Here is an 18,497-nt window from a genome sequence, read left to right as displayed (position 1 = left end):
ATGTCAACCATTCCATCGCGCACCGTCATGGCGGGCACACCCAGCAACGCCGAGGCGCAGGCCTGGCTGCTGGCCCAATACGACTACATGGCCGCCCGCCTGGGTACAGCCACAGACAAGTCGGGCGGGGCGTTTTTCAAGGCCGACAGCGGCTCGGTGGCTTTCAGCAAACAGAGCAACACCACCGCGCAACTAAAGGCAGGCACCTGGGTGGATGTGGGCGGCAGCATGCTGTTCTTCAGCGCGGCTACCAACATCACTATGCCTGCACTGACGGCGGGCACCGACTACGCCATTTATGCGTGCACAGACGGCACCGTGCGGGCCGATGCCAGCTTCACCGCGCCCACGGGCTACACCACCGTCAACAGCCGCAAGATTGGCGGCTTCCATTACAGCCCTGGCGGGCACAGTGGCAGCCCTGGCGGCGGCAACAGCACGGCGCAGATCAACGAGTATTCGTTTTGGGACCTCAAGTTCAGGCCCGCATGCGCCGACCCACGCGGCATGACGCTGGTGGCTGGGTCTTTCTGGTCCGACATTTACCTGCTGGGCGTGGACCACCAGATCAACGGGTCCAGCAAATTCGCCGTGACCATTGCTGACGGCAGCAGCCCGCCCAAGGTGCCCGCCAAGTTTGGCGGCAACGGCTCGACCGCTTACGCCACCCTCAACTGGTGGGAAGCCGCCGAGGTGGGCCAGAGCTTTGGCAAACGCCTGCCCGCTTATGAAGAGTTTGCAGCACTGGCCTATGGCACCACAGAAAACAGCAGCATCGGCAGCGACCCCGGCAGCACCAGCTGGGCGGCGGCTTATGTGAGCAAGTGGGGCGTGAACCAGGCCACGGGCGTGCTGTGGACTTGGGGGGCGGAATTCAGCTACCGCACGGGCGGTGGCGTCGATGGCTGGAAAAACAACACCGGCAACCGTGGCCAGCTTTACTTGTTCAACGACATTGGGCTTGTCGCTTCGGTCTTCGGCGGCGCCTGGGGCGACGCGGCGATCTCCGGTTCTCGCGCGTCGTCCTGGAGCAACTACCCGTGGAACTCGTACGGGTACATCGGTGCCCGGCTCGTCTGTGACCACTTGTCACTTGACTGATAGGGCGAAAGCCCTTCCCCGTATTTTTTGAGATTTTGGACCATGACACCTGAGCGAGACGCCTTCACCAGCTTTGACCAAATGGCGGTGGTGGAAAAGTACGAGACGGTCATCCAGTACCTGTACCCGATTGCGCAGAACTTGCCGCGCAAGCATGGGGTGGTGCGCGACATGTTCTTGCAGTGCTTGCTGGGGCAAATCCAACTGTTTGTGGAGGCGGGCAAATCGAACCAGGTTTCCCGCCTGTACGCCGCAGACGCTGGCTTGGCCACGCTGCGGTTTTGGCTGCGGTTTTTGCTGGGCGGTCAAGTCAAGGGCATCACGCCACACCAGTGCAGCACGGCGCAAGCCCTGATTGCAGAGGTGGGCAAGATGGTCGGGACATGGATCAACCAGCACAAACGCAGGGGGTCGCATGGGTCATAGAGCTTCGATCTTCGGCGGCAACTGGGACAACGCGGCGAACTCCGGTTCTCGCGCGTCGAACTGGAACAACTACCCGTGGAACTCGAACGGGAACATCGGTGCCCGGCTCGTCTGTGAGGACATGATCAATCGAAACAAGGCGCTCCAGGTGTGTCACGGCACCCTGGGCCGACCATTCATCATGTGGTCAGCCATTCGATCCTGCTTCGGCAAACACCTTTGGGGGTTCAGAAAAGCGGGGAGTAGTGCCACTGGGCACAAAACCCGCGTCTGGCTTGCAGGGGTGCACTGTGGCTAAAAAATACAAACACCTGATAGAGCAGGTCGCAGACATCGACAACCTGCGCACCGCCTACACCAACACCGCCCGCAACAAGCGGGCCACCTACGGCTATCTGGAATTCAAGGAATACCACGAGCTGAACCTGCAGCACATCCAGGCTGAGATCTTGGAGGGCAGCTACACACAGGGCCCGTTCAGGCTGTTCACGGTCTATGAGCCCAAAGAGCGTCAGATCTCGGCGCTGGACTTCAAAGACCGGCTGGTGCAGCACGCACTGGTCAACGTGATCGGCCCGATCTTTGACGCCACGCTGCTGCCTGGCACCTTTGCCTGCCGCACCGGCATGGGCACGCATGCGGCCGTGAACCACGTGCAGTCGGCACTGCGCCGCACCGGGGCCACGCATTTCCTGAAAACGGACTACAGCAAGTATTTTTTCAGCATCGACCGGGCTGTGCTGCATGGCCTGATCGAGCGCAAGATCAGCTGCCCGCGCACGCTGCGCCTGATCGCCGCCATGGTGCCGCGCACCGGCCACGGCCTGCCCATTGGCAGTCTGACCAGCCAACTGTTTGCCAACGTGTACGGCGGGCAGGTCGACCGCTTTGTGCACACCACACTGGGCGCCAAGCACTGGACGCGCTACATGGATGACCTGGTGGTGCTGTCCAGCAACCCGTATGAACTGCGCCACTGGCTGGAAGACATCGAGGCCTTCAGCCAGCAAACCATGGGCCTGCGCCTGAGCCGCTGGAACGTGTCGCCCGTGGCTGCGGGCATCAACTTTTGCGGCTACCGCATCTGGCCACGCCACAAACTGCTGCGCAAAGACTCCGTGACCCGCGCCAAGCGCAAGCTGGCCAACTTTGCCAAGCACCAAGACGCCGAAGGCTTGGCCCGATTCAAAGCCTCATGGCTGGGCCACGCACGGCACGCCGACACCCTCAACCTCATCAACCACCTGGAGCTCAACACATGAACATCATCACCACCCGCGCCGATCTGGACGCGATCAAGGGCACGCCCGCCCATGCCCAATTCATGGCCTCGCTGGCCGGTACGATTTTTCGGGCCGAAAAAGACGACGAAGCCAAGTGCTGGCGCATCGTCGAAGACACCACCATGATCGAGCGCTTCGGCTTCACCCGCGCCGACTTTCATGACGCCGAGCCGCCCGCGCTGCCCGAATACATCGCGCCGCCTGCTGATGAAGTAGCCCCCAAGCTGACCGGCATCGAGTTTGATGGCGTCATGTGCAGCGCCACCAGCGCCGACGCGGCGGGCCTGCTGCAGGTCAAGGCGGGCATCGAGATGATGGGGGCCAATTTCAAAACCAAGTTTCTGTTTGCCAACGGCAGCACCTTGGTCATCACGGCGGCCAACTTCACGGCATTCATGCAGGTCTGGGTGCCGTTTCGTCAGAGCTTTTTTGCGGTTGACGAATGAGCCCAGCGCCCACCGTGCTGGCCGCGTGCCTGCTGCTGCAGGCCTGCGCCACGCCACCACCACCGCCACCGCCCGATATGCCTGCAGACGCCACCGCCAGCGCCCCCGCCATCGGCACCGCCGTCAAGTCGGCGGGCTGGCTGGCCCGGCTGCTCATGCGGCTGGCTGGCAACACCACCTTGCACATTGACGTGCAGGCCACAACACCACAGCCCAAAGGATCGCCATGACCACCTTTAACCTGCAACGCACCCACACCAACGGCCCCGCCACCTTTGGCAAACTGCTGGCCGATGGCGTGTTTGTCTGCTACACGCTGGAAGACGAAGTGCGCGAGCTGCCCGGCCGCCCGGTGAGCGACTGGAAGATCAAAGCCGCCACCGCCATCCCCAGCACCCTGCACACGGGCCGGCCGTACCCCCTGACGCTGGAGCACTCGCCCCGCTTTGGCCCCGACACCCTCACCGTGCGTGATGTGCCCGGCTTTGTGGGGGTGCGCATGCACGCGGGCAACACCCCGGCCGACACCGAAGGCTGCCCACTGCTGGGCATGGCCATCAATGACGTGGGCATTGTGGGTGGCACCAGCCGCCCGGCGGTGCAAGCCGTCAAGGCCCTGGTGCAAGCCGCCCACGCGGCAGGCCGCGCCTGCACGCTTGAGGTGACCAACCCCACGGTGGTGGCGTGATGTTGGCCAACCTGTTTTGGTGGGCCAAGCGCGTGCTGCTGATTGGCTTGGCACTGGCCGCCGCTTATTTTTACGCCCGGTGGCAAGGTGAACGCGCCGCCCACGCCAACACCCGCACCGCCATGGCCGCCGCAGCCCTGCAAAGCGCCGCCGACGCCGCCACCACCACCGCCCAACTCCAAAAGGACAAAGACCATGCGCTGCAAACCGCCGCCAAACGGGCGCAAAGCCACCGTGCTGACGCTGACAGCGCTCGCACTGAGCTTAACCGCCTGCGCCACACCCTTGCCACCAGCCCCGCTGACCCCGGCGCAAATACCTGCGCCGCCACCCCTGACCGAGCCGACCCCGCCCGAGAGCTACTCGGCCACTGTGCGGGCGCTCTTACAGACCTGGCAGCAACGGCTGACCGCCTCAACGCCGACCGACTGACCCTGCTGGACGCCTGGCCAAGACCCAAGCCAAGCGACTGATTGCCGTTGTCTCCAGGCCGCGCAAGCGGTCCTTGCCCGCCACTCTGCAAAGGGTGGTGGGCTTTTTTATTTCAGGCCCAAAAAAACCCCATTTTTTGACTTTTACTCATTAACCATGCGGTTTTCGGTTCCTGTCGGGGGCACCACACCTGAATCCGCACACGTTCAAAACGGTGCGGATTTTTTTATTTCCTATTTCTTTTCTGAACACTGCTACGGAGACAAACCGTCCGTGGGCAGTTTGTGTAAGAGGTTGCAGCGCTCAGGCCGCAAGCGTGGTGCGTTTGGCCCGTGGCGAAGTGCGAATGGTAGTTTGTCCAGGTTTTACCGTGGCTTCTGTGCTGGCCTGCCAGCCTTTGGCCGTCTCGCTCAGCGTCACGGTGAAACGTTCAGATTCGTTCAACGCCGTCACGATATTTTTAACCTGTTCATGCCCGTTGGCGTGGGCCGTGTAGAACAGGCGAATCATGACGTCTGCCATTTTGGGCACCCGTCCGGTTTTCTCCCACAGGGCCACGGCCTGACCGCTCACGCCCAGCATTTGCCCAAGGCTGGGCTGGGACAACAACAGGCCGTTTCGCAGGTAGCGGAATTCAGCTCCGGTCAGCTTCGATGGTTTCTTGGTCAGGGTCATGCAAATGGTTTGCGTAAGCCCTTCCAGGTCATCGATGGCCACCGCTTCGCCGTAGGGTGTTTTTTGCACCCGGTAGCCGTTGGCCAGCCGCACGTTTTGCAAGCCTCCGTCTGTGTAGTGGTACATGGTTCATTCTCCAATCAGTAACGCAGTGACAACAATTCCAGTCCCGGCGCTGGCATCTTCCAGCGCCAGCACTACCCCAAGGTTTCGCCCTGTAATGGCTCGCTCCATGCGGCACAAGGTATGGCCTGTTTTGAGGTCCGGTTCAGGCTCGCGCCGAATCACGCCCCGCTGCAAAACCTCCAACACTTGCAGCCGTGTGATTTGCCGCTCACGCATCCGGGCCAGCGCATGGCGGGTAAAAAACACACCGCCACTTTCGACGGCCAAATGCCGTATCAGCATCTCCCATTGGTTTTTTGTTGGTTTGCGTGGCATATAAAAATTATAGGCCAACAGAACAGGCGCATCTACGGCAACGCCCGGTAAGGCCTTTGCTGGTCCATGCCATAGCCGCACGATGAAGGTGCCCCCCTTCGCAGCCTTTTACGGAGCGGTCTATTGCAGGCCGAGCCCGTGCAGCAAGACACACAAGGCAAAGGGCGATCAGTTGGCGAGGCAGTCTAACGCTGCGTTAGACCGATCTTGAGATGGGAAAAGCCTCAGAACAGGGGCAAAGCATGGGAAAAAATAGCTAGGTCGATACGTACAGAGCGATTGAAAAATTTCCTTCATGCTTATTTGTTCCCATTCTGTTCACATTCCGCACCCATTTAAACACCAAAGCCGTGAGCCATGGGTGTGCAGTCAACCCCGAATAGGCCCCACCGCCACCAAGCGCTGGATGGCGCGACGCAAGGGGGCCGAGCGTGTGGTCTTGGCCAGGGTTTTCAGGCTGTAGCGGTGACCGGCCGGCAACACATGCAACTGAACCCCCAGCATTTCAATTTGCTCCAGAGTGTCCAGCTCGTTCACATTCGACTGCATCTGGGAGGGGTCCACCAAGGTCACCGTGCCTTTGCCGATGACCTCCATCGCTTCGCCCCGCTCGATCACCAAGGCAGTGTCTTCGTCAATGCCCACGCCCAGCAAATCCGGGCGCATGGCCAAGGTGGACAACAAACGTGCCAGGCGTCTGCGTTCGGAGAAATGTTGGTCCACCACGGCTTGAGACAACAAACCCAGCCCGATGTCGGTGTCCACCGCCTCCTTGCTGGGTCGCAGCACCGAGGGCCCTTGGGCGATCATGTGGCGCGACATGACCGCCGCACCAGCGCTGGTGCCACCGATGCAGCAACGGTGGAGGTGAAAGGACTGGTGCAATGACTGGTAGGCCGGGGTGTCCCACAAAGTGTCCATGAGTTTGGACTGGTCGCCGCCGCTCATGAAAATGCCGTCAGCTTGCAAGATCTCGGTTTGCAGTGGCGCAGCGTGGGCACTGTCCCGGTCATCGATGGCCAGCCGTTGCACGTCTTCCACCCCGATGGACCTGAATGCATTTTGGTAACTTTGCCAAACGCCCTCGGGGTCACCGCTGGCCGCGGTGATGACGCGGATGCGGGCCTGGCTGCCACCGCAATAGTCGGTGAATTTGCGCAAGATGAGGCGGTCCTGCAGCCGGTCTTCGGCCCCGCCCACAATCACCAGACGTGAAATTTTGGGGGTTTGGGCCCATGCGGACTGTCCCGCCAGTGCAGCCGCCCCCAAAGCCGTCACACCGCCTAAAACATCTCTTCGGTTCATGGGCGCACTCTAACCCATGGCGCGGATTCGCCTTGTGCGCCAGCGCATGCTCGCAGTTTTTTCAGCCAAGGGGCCCAGCCGCCCGATCACCCTTCCACAAACACCCGCGCTTTGCGGGGTGTCAACACCAGGGTTTCGCCTTCCTTGAAGTCCTGCTGGCGGTACTGTGAGGCCGACAACTGCGCCTCGATCACGGCATCCCGGCCAAACATGCCCGCTTCCACAGGCTCCAGCTCCAGCCGAGCCACCGGACCCACCACGATGGCGCGTGTGAGCTTGGCCACAATGCCGGTGTGGGCGCTGCCCGGGACATAGCGGGTCACATCCAGATCGTGCGGGCGCACATAGGCAAAAGCCTTGGCGTCCTGCACCTGGCCATGCTCCGGGCTTTCCAGACGGATGGCGTGCTGGTCGGCACCGATCAGCATCTCGCCTTCGTGGGCGCGGCCGTGGAACAGGTTCACATCGCCCAGGAAGCCATACACAAAGGGGCTGGCCGGATGGTCCCATACGTCTTGCGGCGAGCCGATCTGCTCGATGTTGCCCTTGTTCATCAGCACCACGCGGTCAGCGACTTCCAGCGCTTCTTCCTGGTCGTGCGTCACGAAAATGCTGGTCACATTGAGCTCGTCGTGCAGTCGGCGCAGCCAGCGACGCAGCTCCTTGCGCACCTTGGCGTCCAGGGCGCCAAAAGGCTCGTCGAGCAACAACACCTTGGGCTCGACCGCCAGTGCGCGGGCCAGCGCAATGCGTTGGCGCTGCCCGCCCGACAGCTGCGAGGGGTAGCGGTCGGCCAGCCAATCGAGCTGCACCAGGCCCAGCAGTTCGTGGACTTTGCGCTGGATTTCGGACTCGCTGGGACGCTCTTTGCGAGGCTTGACGCGCAGGCCAAAGGCCACGTTTTCAAACACCGTCATGTGGCGGAACAAGGCGTAGTGCTGGAACACAAAACCCACCTGGCGTTCACGCACATGCACATGGGTGGTGTCTTCGCCGCTGAAGGCGATGGTGCCATGGTCAGCCGTTTCCAGGCCCGCGATGATGCGCAGCAGCGTGGTTTTGCCGCAGCCCGAGGGGCCGAGCAGCGCGACGAGTTCGCCCGATTCGATGTCGAGGCTGACGTTATTCAGTGCGGTGAAGTCGCCGAACTGCTTATGGACGTTGCGGATTTCGATGCTCATGGTGTGTCTTGATAGGTGTTCGGTGTTCAAGCGGCTGATGCGTCGGGCTCACACACAGTTTGCTGTGGCTTGCGTCCCCTGTGGGAGACTGCCCCTGCAGCCGAATGCAGGCTGTGCGAACGCACATATTCGCGAGCAGGGGCTCGCTCCCACATCCAGTTCATGGCGACGTCAACTCGGTCATGGGCCGCTCGGGCGGCGTGTCGGCAGCGGCTTTGAGCTCTTGCGCATGGCGCCATTCGATGACCGACTTGATGGCCAAAGTCACCAGCGCCAGCAGGGCCAGCAGCGAGGCCACAGCAAACGCCGCCACCGACTGGTATTCGTTGTACAAAATTTCCACATGCAGCGGCATGGTGTTGGTCTGGCCCCGAATGTGACCGGACACCACCGACACCGCGCCGAACTCGCCCATGGCACGGGCGTTGCACAAGATCACGCCATACAGAAGCCCCCATTTGATGTTGGGCAAAGTGACGCGCCAAAAAGTCTGCCAGCCGGTAGCGCCCAGCACAATGGCCGCCTGCTCTTCGTCGCTTCCCTGTGCTTGCATCAGCGGGATCAGCTCGCGGGCGATGAAAGGAAAAGTGACAAACACCGTCGCCAAGATGATGCCCGGCACCGCAAACACGATCTTGATGTCGTTCGCCTGCAGCCAGGGGCCAAACCAGCCCTGTGCGCCGAACATCAGCACGTAAATCAAACCCGCCACCACAGGCGACACCGAAAAAGGCAAATCGACCAGCGTGGTCAAAAGCGATTTGCCCTTGAATTCGTATTTGGCAATCGCCCAGGCTGCAGCCACGCCAAACACCAGATTGAGCGGCACCGCCACCGCGGCGGTGATCAGCGTCAGGCGAATCGCCGACCAGGCGTCTGGCTCCTTGAGCGCCTCCAGGTAGGCGTCCAGCCCTTTGCGCAAGGCTTCGGTGAACACCGCCGCCAAAGGCAGAACCAGGAACAAGAACATGAAAACCAGCGCGGTGCCGATCAGGCTGTAACGGATCCAGCGGGCCTCGGTGGTGCCCGCCTGCACCTTGTTGGAAGTGAGCGTCTGGCTCATGAGGACACTCCCGAGCGGCGGCGCTGCCAGGTTTGCAAGGCGTTGATCACCAGCAGCAAGACAAACGAGAAGACCAGCATGACCAAGGCCACGGCGGTGGCACCGGCATAGTCGTATTGTTCGAGCTTGCCGATGATGATGAGCGGCGTGATCTCGGACACCATGGGCATGTTGCCCGCGATGAAAATGACCGAGCCGTATTCGCCGATGGCGCGGGCAAACGCCATGGCAAAACCCGTGAGCAATGCAGGCGCAATCGACGGAAAAATCACCCGCGAGAAAGTCTGCCAGCGTGTTGCGCCCAGGCAGGTCGCGGCTTCTTCGAGTTCTTTTTCGGTGTCTTCCAGCACCGGCTGCACCGTGCGCACCACAAAGGGCAAGCCGATGAAGATCAGTGCGATCACCACGCCATTGGGGTTGAAGGCGAGCTCAATGCCCAGCGGCTCCAGGTATTGGCCGATCCAGCCATTGCCCGCCAGCAGCGCCGTGAGCGAGATGCCCGCCACCGCCGTGGGCAAGGCAAAGGGCAAATCGACCAGCGCATCGACCACCTTTTTGCCAAAAAAGTCATAGCGCACCAGCACCCAGGCCACCAACAAGCCAAACACCACATTGACCAGGGCCGCGATCAGCGAAGCCCCAAAGGTCAGCCGGTAAGACGCCATGACCCGGGGGCCTGTGACAGCCGCCCAGAACTGGTCCCAGGTCAAGGTGAAGGTTTTGAACACCAACGCCGACAAAGGGATCAGCACAATCAGGCAGAGGTAAAAGAGGGTGAAGCCCAGGGTCAGGTTGAACCCGGGCAACACCCTGGCTGGCGCCCGCCGTGGGGCGGGTGCCGCGATGGACAAAGCACTCATGGGGGAAACTTATTTGACGGTGTAGATCTTGTCGAACTGACCGCCGTCGTTGAAGTGCACTTTCTGGGCATCGGCCAGCGAGCCAAACACTTCGTTCACGGTGAACAACTGCAAAGGCTTGAAGGTCTTGCTGTATTTTTTGAGCACGGTTGGCGAACGCGGGCGCAGTGCGTGCTTGGCCGCGATCTCTTGTGCTTCTTCAGAATACAAGTAGTCCAGGTACTCCTTGGCCAGGGTGCCGGTGCCTTTCTTGGCCACGGTGCGCTCGACCACGGCCACCGGGTTCTCGGCCACGATGCTGATGGACGGGTGGATCGCATCCACCTTGCCTTCGCCAAACTCGCGGTCCACCGACACGACTTCGGACTCGAACGTCACGAGCACATCACCGATGTTGCGCTGCAGGAAGATGGTGGTCGCATCGCGCCCGCCCTTGGCCAGCACCGGCACGTTTTTGTAAAGCTTGCTCACAAAGTCAGCCGCCTCGGCGTCCGAGCCGCCCTTCTTCTTCACATAGCCCCAGGCGGCCAGATAGGCCATGCGGCCATTGCCACCGGTTTTGGGGTTGACCACGATCACCTTGATGCCGGGCTTGACCAGATCGTCCCAGTCCTTGATGCCTTTGGGGTTGCCGTTGCGTGTGAGGAACAGCATGGTGGAGGTGGTGGGCGACGCGCTGTGGGGAAAGCGCTTGGTCCAGTCCTTGGCCACCACACCGGTACTGGCCAGAAAGTCCACATCGGTGGTGGTGTTCATGGTCACCACATCGGCGTCCAGACCGTCGTTGACGGCGCGCGCCTGGGCGCTGGAGCCACCGTGGGCCTGGTCGATCTTCACATCCTTGCCGGTGGTCTTTTTGTAATGCGCCACAAAAGCGGCGTTGTAGTCCTTGTAGAACTCGCGGGCCACGTCGTAGGAAGCGTTGAGCAAGGTCTGGGCGCTGGCCGACAGACCGGACAAAGCCAGCGTGGCGGCCAAAGCGATGAGGGTGTGTTTTTTCATGGGGATTCGATTTGGGAAACAGAGGGGCTGTTGAACGCACCCATCGCAACGATCGGCACGTATCCAGTCATGGCCGTGATTGTGGGCGCAGCCACTGCTTTCTCAAACGAATCATTTGTTGTTTGCTTATATCTGCAAACAGATAAAGGCAAACACCTGTAGCTCAGGCTCAGGCCTGTGCAGGCGCAAATGCATCCCAGGCCGCCCAGGCCTCGGACGCGTACATCAGCGCAGGGCCACCGCCCATGTAGACGCACACCGCCAGCATTTCTTCCAGCTCCTGGCGTGTGCAGCCCAGACGGCGCAAAGCCTTGACATGGAAGCCGATGCAGCCCGAGCAATGCTGGGTGATGCCGATCGCCAGGGCCATCAGTTCCTTGTGTTTTTCGCTGATGGCGCCTTCGACCATGGCCGACTTGGCCAGCTGGCCAAAGCCCTGCATGGCCTCGGGCTGGGCCTTGCGCAAGCCGCTCATGGCCTGGCTGATGTTCTGGATCAATGCGGGGTGATCAAAGGTGCTCATGTGTGTTGCTCTCCAAATGACAGCGCCCATTTTCAGGGCTGCAGGGCCGCGTTGACCGCCTGCAGCTGCGGCACATCGAGTTGCCCGGCCATGGCATGCAGGCGCAGCTGCGCCATCAAGGTGTCGATCTGCCCTTGCAGCCAGGCCAGCTCGGCGGCGCTGGCGTCATTTTGTGCGTTGAGCAAATCCAGCGTGGTGCGGTCACCCACCTGACGGCCCAGCCGGGTCGCGTCCAGCCGCGCCTGGCTGGCCGTGCGGGCTGCATCGAGCGCAGCCAGACGCGCCTGCCCGCTTTGCACCGCTTGCCAGGCGGCACGGGTCATTTGGGCCACCTGTTGGCGGCTGCGCTCGAGCTCGGCACAGGCTTTGTCGTGCAGGTGCACGGCCTCTTGCAGCTTGGCGCTGCGCCAGCCACCGGTGTAGAGCGGCAGATTCAGCATCAAACCCACCATCTGCTGACTTTGCGTGTTGCTGGCTGCGCCGAAGTCGCCCGAACCACCGAGCCGCTCGCGCGAGGCTTGTGCCACCAGGTCCAGCGTGGGCGAGGCCGATGCGCGGTATTTGTCAATGTCCTGCTGCGCCGATTGAACCTGGGCTTGCTGCAGCTTGAGCACCGGGCTGTGCTGCTCGGCACGCTGCAGCCAGGTGGCCAAGGGCTCGATGGCCTGCCCCGTGACCACGCGAACCGGGGCTTGCAATTGCAAGTTCTCGGCAGGCCAACCGGTCACATCGGCCAGCACCTGCCGCGCCATGTCCAGCGCATTGCGGGCGGCAATGGCCTCGGCCGCCAAAGCCTGCGCACGCGCCTGGGCTTCGTGGGTGTCGGTGATCGGCGCATCGCCCAAGGCAAAGCGGTCTTTCGCCTCTGTCAGGGCTTGATTCACCGCCTGCTGTTGTTGCAGCACCAGCGCGAGGCGGCGTTCGGCCTGCACCACATCCATGTAACGCTGTGTGGTCTGCAGCATCCAGTCCTGTTGGCTCAGTTGCCACTCGTGCTCGCTGGCCTGTGCGGCCACTTGCAGCTGGGCCGCTTGGGCACGGCGCTCGGGGCTGTAAAGCGGCTGTCTGGCGTTCAGGGCCCAGCGGGTGGCGGTCCCGCCGTTGATCGAGGTGCTGAAATTGGCTTGGTCAGACAGGCCTGAATTGAGCGCAGAAAACTGCGCCCCCTTCATCTGGCTCTGTCCGTTGGCCCAGCCCGCGCTGGCGCTCAGACCCAGGTTGGGCCGCCACAAAGCAGCCGCCTGTTCGCGTCGGGTTGCCCCGGCCGCACGACCCGCTTCACTGACCGCGCCTTGCGGGTCATGCTGGCGGGCAGCCTGCCAGACTTGCAACAGGTCGGTGGCCGGGGTGGCTGTGGCGCACAGCGCCAGCACAGCCCCCGCCAGCAGCGTGCGTGGGTTCATGTGATTCTCCGCTTGGGCTGAAGGCGGATCAGCAGCCGGGTTGTACGCCGAATTTGCGCAGGATGGATTCCATCAGGCACCACTTCGTCAGCGCGCTTTGCAGCAGGTTGGCCCCCACAAAAGCGGTGAATGCCAGCCACCAGGGGCTCACAAAGATGGGGCTGCCTTCGATGCCCAAGGCCAGCGACAAGAGGATGAAGGTGCCTGCGACGAGGCGGACGATTTGCCAGGATTTCATGGAAGTTCTCCTAAGGGTTGACGAAACTCAAGGGGTGCTCTCGTACTGACGGCGGTAGGCCGCGTAGTAGAGCGTGGGGATCACGACCAGGGTGAGGACGGTCGAGACAAAGATGCCGAAGATCAGCGAGATGGCCAGACCGTTGAAGATCGGGTCGTCCAGGATGAAGAAAGCGCCCAGCATGGCCGCGCCGCCCGTGAGCATGATGGGCTGGGCACGGGTGATGGCCGACTGCACAATGGCCTGCTTGAAAGGCACGCCCTCTTTGACCTGCAGGTGGATGAAGTCTACCAGCAAGATGGAGTTGCGCACGATGATGCCGGCCAGCGCGATCATGCCGATCATGCTGGTGGCGGTGTACTGCGACTGCAGCAGCGCGTGCCCGGGCATGACACCGATGATGGTCAGCGGGATCGGCGCCATGATGATCAGAGGCGTGAGGTAGGAGCCAAACTGCGCTACCACCAGCAGATAGATCAGCACCAGGCCCACCGCATAGGCCGCGCCCATGTCGCGGAAAGTCTCGTAGGTGATCTGCCACTCGCCGTCCCACTTGAGGGCGTAGCCGCGCCAGGCGTCGGACGGCTGGTGGATGAAGTACTCGGTCAGCGCCTGGCCATCGGGCGTCTGAATCTTCTGAATGGCACTGCGCATCTGGAACATGCCGTACAGCGGGCTGTCCAGTTTTCCGGCCATGTCGGCAGTGACAAAGTTCACGGGCAGCAGGTCTTTGTGGACCACGGGTTGCTCGCGCTCGCTGTCGGTCACCGTGACCAGCTCGCGGATCGGCACCAGCTTGCCCGAGGCGCCACGCACCGTCAGCTGCAGCAAGGCCGACAAGTCGCCATGCCGCTCGGCGGGCAACTGGATCAAGGCCGCAGCGGGGTATTTGCTGCCGTCATGCAGATAGGTCGCAGCCTCTCCGGCCAGGCCCGCACGCAAGGTGGTCACGATGGCCTGCTGGGGAATGCCCAGCGCCGCAGCTTTGCGGCGGTCCACCAGCAGCAGTTGGCGGGGAGCGGCGGCGATGCTGCTGTCATCCACGTCCACCACGTTGTCGGTTTTTTCAAAAATGGCACGGACCGCTTTGGCCACACTGCGGCGGCCCTCCGCGTCTGGCCCGTAAACCTCGGCCACGATGGGGGCCAACACGGGCGGGCCGGGCGGCATCTCGACCACTTTCACGTTCGCGCCCAGGCGCTGGCCGATGGCCTGCAAGGCGGGGCGCAGGCGCGTGGCGATCGCATGGCTCTGGTCCTTGCGCTGACTCTTGTCCACCAGCTTGACCTGCATGTCGCCCACCTCGCCGCCAGAGCGCAGGTAGTACTGGCGCACCAGGCCATTGAAGTTGATCGGCGACGAGGTGCCCGCATAAGCCTGGTAATCGGTGACCTCGGGTTGCTGCGCCAAGTAGGCACCCAGCTCGCGCATGACGGCAGCGGTGTCTTCCACCGGCGTGCCCACAGGCATGTCCACCACCACCTGAAACTCCGACTTGTTGTCGAAGGGCAGCATCTTGAGCAGCACCAGACCCGTGGCCGGCAGCACCAGCGAAATCGCAATCAGCGCGGCAATGCCCAGGCCCAGCAGCTTGCGGTTGCGCCCACCTTGCTCGTTGTTCAGCAAGGGCGCGAACACGCGCTCGAACAAGGGACCAAGCTTGGCTGCCAAACCGGTCGGTGCTGCGTGCGCAGCGTCGGCATGCGAAGCCTTCATCCAGATGCGCGCCAGCCAGGGCGTGACGACAAAGGCAATGACCAACGAGAGCAGCATGCCCATGCTGGCGTTGATCGGGATCGGGCTCATGTACGGGCCCATCAAACCGCTCACAAAGGCCATGGGCAAGAGCGCGGCGATCACAGTGAGCGTGGCCAAAATTGTGGGGCCGCCCACTTCATCGACCGCACCGGGAATGATCTCGGCCAGCGTCTTGCCCGGGTACAACTGCTGGTGGCGGTGGATGTTTTCCACCACCACGATGGCATCGTCCACCAGAATGCCGATCGAAAAAATCAGCGCAAACAGCGACACGCGGTTGAGCGTGAAGCCCCAGGCCCAGGAAGCGAACAGCGTCACCGTGAGCGTCAGAATGACGGCCGTGCCCACAATCGCTGCCTCGCGCTTGCCCAGCGCAATGAACACCAGCGCCACCACCGAAGCCGTGGCAAACAGCAGCTTCTGGATCAGCTTTTGCGCCTTGTCGTTGGCCGTGGTGCCGTAGTTGCGCGTCTCGGCCACCTCCACATCCGCCGGGATCACCGTGCCGCGCAGCGCCGCCACACGGTCCATCACCGCATTGGCCACGTCGATGGCGTTTTCACCCGGTTTTTTGGTGATGGCCAAAGTCACAGCGGGGTATTCGCCGCCGCCAGCGGCTTGGCCCAGGCCGTGCGTCACATAGCGTGTGGCGGGCAAGGGACCTTCTTCCACTTTGGCCACATCTTTCAGAAACACGGGGCGGCCGCCTTGCACACCCACCACCAGATCGGCCACATCGGCCGCTTGCGACAGGAATGGCCCGGCCTCGATGCTCACACTTTTGTTGCCCGCGATCAGCTCGCCCACGGGCAGCCCCGAGTTGGCCGACTGCAAGGCCATGCGCAGATCGCTCACCGTGACGCCAAAACCGGCCATGCGCTCGGGCTCGATCTGCACCAGCACGGCACGCTCGGGGCCGCCGAGGGTCTGCACGTCCTGCGTGCCTTTGACGCGTTTGAGGTCGGCCTCCATGCTGTGCGCCACGCGCTCCAGGCTGTAGGCTCCGGTCTCGGTGTTCTTGCTGAACAGGGTCAGCGTGACAATGGGCACATCGTCCACGCCTTTGGGTTTGATCAAGGGCTCCATCACACCCAGGCCCTTGGGCAGCCAGTCGGCGTTGTCGCGGATCGTGTCGTGCAAACGCACCAGGGCTTCGGAGCGCGGCACGCCCACCTTGAACTGCACCGTGAGGACCGCCACACCCGGACGCGACACCGACATGACGTGCTCCACGCCCACGATGCGCGAGAGCACCTGCTCGGCCGGCACCGCCACCATCTGCTCCACATCGCGCACGGCCGCACCCGGGAAAGGCACCAGCACATTGGCCATGGTCACATTGATCTGGGGTTCCTCTTCACGCGGCGTGACCATCACCGCAAAAATGCCCAGCAGCAAAGCCACCAGTGCCAAGAGCGGCGTGATCTGCGCGCTCTGGAACAGGGCTGCGATGCGGCCGGAAATGCTCATGTTTGTGTTCATGTGGCGGGGCTCGTTCATGTCCAAGCCCTTTCAGCGCACCGCGCCCGCCAGTTGCGGCTCGGCAGCCACTTTGTCGTCGGCACGCAAGCCGCTGAGCACCTCCACCCGCTCGCCCACCGTCTGCCCCAGTCGCACCTGACGCAGGCTGGGCTGGCCCTGGGCATTGATCACGTAGACCCCCGTCATCTCCGCCCGGCGCACGATGGCGCTGGCGGGCAAATACAGGCGCGGCGCCACAGATTTGCCATTGACAGCACCTGGCAACCAAACCCGCGCAAACATGCCCGGGGCCAGCCCCTCGATGCCAGCGGGCAAACCCAGACGGACCTGACCGGTGTGCGTGACCGGGTCCACGGAGGGCAGTACCTGCACCTGCTGCGGCACTTGCGGCGTGCTGTGGCCCGCCACACCGGGCAGTTCATAACGGACCGCCTTGGGCTGGGCCCCCACCGAAGCCAGCATGGCCTGAGGCACCGCCGCCGTGACGCGCAAAGCCGACGGATCGTGCAGGGTGATCAAGGCCCGGCCCGGCATGGCCATGTCACCCAAAGTGACTTGCACATCGCTCACCACACCGGCATAGGGCGCGTTGACGATGAAAAACCCCGACTGCGTTTGTGCGGCCTGGGTCTGGGCCTGCATGGCTTTCACCTGCGCCTTGGCCGCGTCCCACTGGGCTTGTGCACGCTCAAACGCGGCCTGGCTGATGTACTGTTTTTGCAGCAGCTGTTTTTGCCGCGCCAGTTCCTGGCTGGCCACAGCCAGTTGGGCCTGCGCCGCCTCAACCTGGGCCGTAGACCCCACCACGCCTTGCTGGGCGGCACGCGCATCGATGCGCAGCAACTCCTGCCCGGCCTTGACCTGATCGCCCGCCTTGACGCGCAAGGCCACCACCGCACCGGCCACCTGGGTGGACAAGGTGGTCTGGCGGACCGCCTCGACCACGGCATCCAGGCTGCTGTCGGCCTGACCCGCCGCGCTGCTTTGCACCGTGATCACCTTCAAGGACGCCGCATCGGCGGCCATGGCCGTGCTTTGCGCCCAGAAGGATGTGACAAGGGATACACCCATGGCCAAGGTCAGCAGGGAGGAGCGTTGCATGGATTGGTCCTTTATCAATTGTTATTTGATAATTTAACTGATTGCTTGATTATGCAATGATACAATAAAAAACAACACGGTTCATCCACCCATGAAACAATCCCCCCAACCTCAGGAGTGCACCCCCATGGAACAGTTGCCAGAAGGCGCGTTGGTGGAAGTTGCGGCCTACTTCCAGGTGCTGGCCGAGCCCACACGGCTGCAAATTCTCAACATCCTGCGCTCGGGTGAGCGCAATGTGGGCGAGCTGGCCCAGATGTGTGGCTTCACCGCCGCCAACGTTTCACGCCACCTGGCCTTGATGACCCAACAAGGCCTGGTCGAGCGCGAAAGCCGGGGCACCAGCGCCTACTACCGCATCGCCGATCCCTCAATTTTTGCGCTGTGCGACCTGGTCTGCGGCAACATCGCCCGCCAAATGGAAAAGTCAGCCGGACGCCGCGCAGCCTTCACTTCGCTGTCCTGACGCAGGCCAGAATAAGTCCGCTCGGTGAACAAGTCCGTGCGCTGAATCACCCGACCCACACGGGTGAGCCGACACCGGTGATTCGGGCACCTCATGAAACACACAAATGCATTTCATGACGCAGTCCCGTGCACCCCATGGGCATCTTTTATGATGCTGCCTTCGAGCATGGGCAGAGATAAAAGGTTCAAGGCATGGTGCAAATGGAAACAAGTGAAACCCAGGCACTGCCGCAGTGTGTGGCCCTGGTGGACGATGAGGTGCAGATCACACAGGCTCTGCAAATGCTGCTCTCCTTTCAAGGCGTGCCCACCAGCGTGCACCACAGCGCCGAATCCTTGCTCCAGGCGCTGCAGACCCACAAGGGTCAACTGCTCTTGCAGCTCCCGGACGGAACGCAGGCGCAGCTGCAGGCGGTGGTCCTGGACCTGAACCTGCCGGGCATGAACGGCATTGACCTGGTGGTGGCCTTGCGCCGCCTGCAGCCCCAGCTGCGCCTGGTGATGATCACTGCGGCGCTCGAAGAGACATTGCATACACGGTCCACGGATCTGCAAGGGGTGACCTTGTTGGCCAAACCCTTCGGCCTGGAGTCCCTGGAAACTGCCCTGTTCGGACACTGA

Annotated in this window: 21 protein-coding genes; 9 read left to right on the top strand and 12 right to left on the bottom strand. The window is 62.3% G+C overall.

Annotated elements, in window-relative coordinates; genetic code table 11:
* The 7 genes from ACZ5RT_RS05380 to ACZ5RT_RS05350 all read left to right on the top strand — a co-directional run bounded on the left by ACZ5RT_RS05380 (position 1) and on the right by ACZ5RT_RS05350 (position 4,417).
* Positions 1-1,101, top strand: a complete 1,101-nt coding sequence (locus tag ACZ5RT_RS05380) for a phage major tropism determinant (protein WP_464453765.1) — start codon at positions 1-3, stop codon at positions 1,099-1,101.
* A 42-nt stretch (positions 1,102-1,143) separates the two neighbouring features.
* Complete coding sequence (gene avd, locus ACZ5RT_RS05375; protein ID WP_464453764.1) at positions 1,144-1,527, top strand: diversity-generating retroelement protein Avd; 384 nt, start codon at positions 1,144-1,146, stop codon at positions 1,525-1,527.
* A 290-nt stretch (positions 1,528-1,817) separates the two neighbouring features.
* Positions 1,818-2,789 carry a reverse transcriptase domain-containing protein gene (locus ACZ5RT_RS05370; protein WP_464453763.1) on the top strand — a complete coding sequence of 324 codons (972 nt, stop codon included), beginning with the start codon at positions 1,818-1,820 and terminating at the stop codon, positions 2,787-2,789.
* Positions 2,786-3,256 carry a hypothetical protein gene (locus ACZ5RT_RS05365; RefSeq protein ID WP_464453762.1) on the top strand — a complete coding sequence of 157 codons (471 nt, stop codon included), beginning with the start codon at positions 2,786-2,788 and terminating at the stop codon, positions 3,254-3,256. Before ACZ5RT_RS05370 ends, ACZ5RT_RS05365 begins: the two co-directional genes overlap by 4 nt.
* Positions 3,253-3,486, top strand: coding sequence for a hypothetical protein (locus ACZ5RT_RS05360; protein ID WP_464453761.1), 234 nt, complete (start codon positions 3,253-3,255; stop codon positions 3,484-3,486). Before ACZ5RT_RS05365 ends, ACZ5RT_RS05360 begins: the two co-directional genes overlap by 4 nt.
* The gene (locus ACZ5RT_RS05355; RefSeq protein ID WP_464453760.1) at positions 3,483-3,944 is read left to right on the top strand and encodes a DUF5675 family protein; all 462 of its coding nucleotides are present in this window, start codon (positions 3,483-3,485) and stop codon (positions 3,942-3,944) included. Before ACZ5RT_RS05360 ends, ACZ5RT_RS05355 begins: the two co-directional genes overlap by 4 nt.
* On the top strand, positions 3,944-4,417 hold the full coding sequence (locus ACZ5RT_RS05350; RefSeq protein WP_464453759.1) for a hypothetical protein: 474 nt from the start codon (positions 3,944-3,946) through the stop codon (positions 4,415-4,417). The genes ACZ5RT_RS05355 and ACZ5RT_RS05350 overlap by 1 nt, the downstream gene beginning before the upstream one ends.
* A gap of 262 nt (positions 4,418-4,679) precedes the next feature.
* Here ACZ5RT_RS05350 and ACZ5RT_RS05345 read toward each other — a convergent pair whose 3' ends face one another.
* From ACZ5RT_RS05345 to ACZ5RT_RS05290, 12 genes are all read right to left on the bottom strand, one after another.
* On the bottom strand, positions 4,680-5,177 hold the full coding sequence (locus ACZ5RT_RS05345; RefSeq protein ID WP_422172286.1) for a helix-turn-helix domain-containing protein: 498 nt from the start codon (positions 5,175-5,177) through the stop codon (positions 4,680-4,682).
* Positions 5,178-5,180: 3 nt separating this feature from the next.
* Positions 5,181-5,492 carry a DUF4258 domain-containing protein gene (locus ACZ5RT_RS05340; protein WP_424375182.1) on the bottom strand — a complete coding sequence of 104 codons (312 nt, stop codon included), beginning with the start codon at positions 5,490-5,492 and terminating at the stop codon, positions 5,181-5,183.
* Positions 5,493-5,861: 369 nt separating this feature from the next.
* Positions 5,862-6,797: a cyanophycinase gene (locus ACZ5RT_RS05335; protein ID WP_291923868.1), complete on the bottom strand. Its 936-nt coding sequence runs from the start codon at positions 6,795-6,797 to the stop codon at positions 5,862-5,864.
* Positions 6,798-6,883: 86 nt separating this feature from the next.
* Positions 6,884-7,978, bottom strand: a complete 1,095-nt coding sequence (locus ACZ5RT_RS05330; protein ID WP_464453758.1) for a sulfate/molybdate ABC transporter ATP-binding protein — start codon at positions 7,976-7,978, stop codon at positions 6,884-6,886.
* A 160-nt stretch (positions 7,979-8,138) separates the two neighbouring features.
* Complete coding sequence (cysW, locus tag ACZ5RT_RS05325) at positions 8,139-9,041, bottom strand: sulfate ABC transporter permease subunit CysW (protein WP_464453757.1); 903 nt, start codon at positions 9,039-9,041, stop codon at positions 8,139-8,141.
* Positions 9,038-9,901 (bottom strand): sulfate ABC transporter permease subunit CysT, encoded by an 864-nt coding sequence (gene cysT, locus ACZ5RT_RS05320; protein ID WP_291923871.1) that lies wholly within the window; start codon positions 9,899-9,901, stop codon positions 9,038-9,040. The genes cysW and cysT overlap by 4 nt, the downstream gene beginning before the upstream one ends.
* Positions 9,902-9,910: 9 nt before the next feature.
* Positions 9,911-10,903 (bottom strand): sulfate ABC transporter substrate-binding protein, encoded by a 993-nt coding sequence (locus tag ACZ5RT_RS05315; protein WP_108427551.1) that lies wholly within the window; start codon positions 10,901-10,903, stop codon positions 9,911-9,913.
* A 169-nt stretch (positions 10,904-11,072) separates the two neighbouring features.
* Complete coding sequence (locus ACZ5RT_RS05310; RefSeq protein ID WP_464453756.1) at positions 11,073-11,426, bottom strand: carboxymuconolactone decarboxylase family protein; 354 nt, start codon at positions 11,424-11,426, stop codon at positions 11,073-11,075.
* Positions 11,427-11,458: 32 nt separating this feature from the next.
* On the bottom strand, positions 11,459-12,829 hold the full coding sequence (locus tag ACZ5RT_RS05305; protein WP_464453755.1) for a TolC family outer membrane protein: 1,371 nt from the start codon (positions 12,827-12,829) through the stop codon (positions 11,459-11,461).
* A 28-nt stretch (positions 12,830-12,857) separates the two neighbouring features.
* A complete protein-coding gene (locus tag ACZ5RT_RS05300) occupies positions 12,858-13,067 on the bottom strand; it encodes a YgaP family membrane protein (protein WP_291923875.1) in 210 nt (69 codons plus the stop codon).
* Positions 13,068-13,094: 27 nt separating this feature from the next.
* A complete protein-coding gene (locus ACZ5RT_RS05295) occupies positions 13,095-16,295 on the bottom strand; it encodes an efflux RND transporter permease subunit (RefSeq protein ID WP_464453754.1) in 3,201 nt (1,066 codons plus the stop codon).
* 42 nt (positions 16,296-16,337) lie between these two features.
* Entirely contained in the window at positions 16,338-17,408 is a 1,071-nt protein-coding gene (locus ACZ5RT_RS05290) for an efflux RND transporter periplasmic adaptor subunit (protein WP_464453753.1), read from the bottom strand.
* 127 nt (positions 17,409-17,535) lie between these two features.
* Between ACZ5RT_RS05290 and ACZ5RT_RS05285 the strand changes: the two genes are divergently transcribed.
* Together ACZ5RT_RS05285 and ACZ5RT_RS05280 are read left to right on the top strand one after the other, a co-directional pair.
* Complete coding sequence (locus tag ACZ5RT_RS05285) at positions 17,536-17,874, top strand: ArsR/SmtB family transcription factor (RefSeq protein WP_108427546.1); 339 nt, start codon at positions 17,536-17,538, stop codon at positions 17,872-17,874.
* A 203-nt stretch (positions 17,875-18,077) separates the two neighbouring features.
* Positions 18,078-18,497 (top strand): response regulator, encoded by a 420-nt coding sequence (locus tag ACZ5RT_RS05280; RefSeq protein ID WP_464453752.1) that lies wholly within the window; start codon positions 18,078-18,080, stop codon positions 18,495-18,497.

It is taken from the genome of Limnohabitans sp. TEGF003, assembly GCF_055395455.1.
This window is presented reverse-complemented; position numbering and strand designations above follow the sequence as displayed.